Consider the following 2,042-nt stretch of genomic DNA (forward strand, 5'->3'; position numbering starts at 1 on the left):
TGACATGAAGATAACCTTCATTGGAAGGAAACAAAACAATATATAATGAATCATTATGATTAGTCAGAAACTCCATTTTCTCGCAACATTCAACAAAATCACTATAGGATAGAAAATCATCCAAATTTCGTAAGACAAGCAAAAACTTTTCAGAACTGTTCGTCGCCATGACTTCTAACATGGAAAGAAATAATAAAAACTTTGTCTTATTGTCTACAAATTCAAAGGATATATTTTTATCATTTTTTCCAAAGTATGGTAAAAAATTCTTTTGAATCAATTGATCCGTATTAAAATATTTTGCTTCGGTATGATAGATAATTTCATCTAATTGAAGATTCAACTTCTGATTCAATAGAAGTGAAATCCTATCTAGATTGTCATTGATATTTTCAATTTGCTCCATTATCTCTATAGAATTAATCTTTTTCTTTATATAATCATAGGCTACTGTTCCTTTTTTATATTCCATTTGTTCAATTAAATCATTGATATTGGACACTTGAATAACACTGAATTCTGACCGGGAAACCATTATATCGTCTATTAGTATTTTAGGCTCATTTTGTTCAAATAGAACTAAATCTTCCTCACTATATTTTTTTCCTCCAAAATACCATAATAGTATCTGCCAAATATAATATTTTAATTGCTGATCTTGACCTACAATTTGAGTAAATTGACCAAAACTTAATGAAATTTTATCCTTGTATGGATAACTAATGTTCATGTTCATATAACTACCAACTTATTATCACTGACTACTTCTTCTTGCTTTGTTTTTCCACCAATTATTAAAACCATTTCAGAAAATTGTTTTTCAGTCACAGCTAGCAAACGGACATTCCCACTTGGTAAATTACTCTGACTTAATTTTTTATAGAATTTACTTGCAAAACTTCGATTAGGACAGGTTCGATAATAAACAGAAAACTGCAACATTTCAAAACCATTGGCAATTAAATCTTTCCGAAAGTTACGATAGACCCTTTTTTCTTGATTAGTTTCCATTGGTAAATCAAAAAAACACAATAATCTCAATGCTTCATACCTCATTTCTTTAGCTCCATTCTATACTCGACACCACCGGACAGTAAAATTTACTAGTATCCTTATCAGAGATACATTTTAGAAAGCCTTTGACATATTTATCCATTGCTACTGTTACAGAACACGTTTCTTTCCCATAACGAATCTTTGCATTTAATGTATCTGTTAGCGCCAAGCGAAACTCGTACTTCAAATATTCTTCATCTCGTAAATTTTGATAGACCCAGACATCGATAATCTGCCGAAAAGGTTCCATTAGATCATCAACCAAGTTAAACTGGTTATATTCATTCTTATGGAAAATGCCAATCAAAGGATTCAAACCATAACCAGCAATAATACGTGCCATCTGCGCTCTCATGATTGCATAACCATAATTTAGGCCAGCATTGATGACATCCGTTTCCTGTTGTGTAAGACGTACGAATTTCTTTCCAAATAATTCATTGAAATAAACTTTAGCAGCATGACCTTCACGATTGGTTTTATCTCCATATTCAATATGATCTTTATAGTCTGCTAATAATTGAATGCATTCAATATTTTTCTCAAACATTGCAAGAACATCTTGCTGATTGTTTATTTTGAAGTAGGTCACTATCTGCCATAATTTATCTTTTTGCTCCTGCGTCCACAATAATTGCTCCTGTAATTTTTTATAGGCTCTAAAATGGCCATTTTGAGAATGATAAATTCCAGTAGGCAAGTGCTCATTATCACAGACAATCAAGGCAATATTGTACTTACTTAAAGCACTTAATAACCTTAAAGTTACAACAGTCTCCCCTCCTTCTGCTACAATTATCGAAATATCACTCAGTGGGATAACATAGTCTTGACCCATTTTCTTAATTAAAAGGTTATCCAACTTCAATTGCATTTTTTCACTCTGACAGACATGCACAATTCTCCAAGTCATCGTATTTCCCTCTTTCACAAAACGAAAACACCCCGCCATAAATGACAGGGTGTTGAATTCGGCATGAAGCCTT

General features: G+C 32.0%; 3 protein-coding genes. All 3 read right to left on the reverse strand.

The features are described 5' to 3' along the window. On the reverse strand, positions 1–736 hold a 736-nt coding region (csn2-St, locus tag GMD4S_RS00065), incomplete at its 3' end, for a CRISPR-associated protein Csn2-St (protein ID WP_001056911.1). Further along, a complete protein-coding gene (cas2, locus tag GMD4S_RS00070; RefSeq protein WP_001268300.1) occupies positions 733–1,056 on the reverse strand; it encodes a CRISPR-associated endonuclease Cas2 in 324 nt (107 codons plus the stop codon). The genes cas2 and csn2-St, both read right to left, overlap by 4 nt. Before the next feature lie 4 nt (positions 1,057–1,060). Further along, positions 1,061–1,969, reverse strand: coding sequence for a type II CRISPR-associated endonuclease Cas1 (gene cas1, locus GMD4S_RS00075; protein ID WP_000220253.1), 909 nt, complete (start codon positions 1,967–1,969; stop codon positions 1,061–1,063). Positions 1,970–2,042 lie beyond the last annotated feature (73 nt).

Source organism: Streptococcus sp. GMD4S, from assembly GCF_000296955.1.

Bases quoted from the DNA above. Each gene is read 5' to 3' on its own strand.
- cas2 (WP_001268300.1), bottom strand. From the start codon at position 1,056: ATGAGGTATGAAGCATTGAGATTATTGTGTTTTTTTGATTTACCAATG.
- cas1 (WP_000220253.1), bottom strand. From the start codon at position 1,969: ATGACTTGGAGAATTGTGCATGTCTGTCAGAGTGAAAAAATGCAATTG.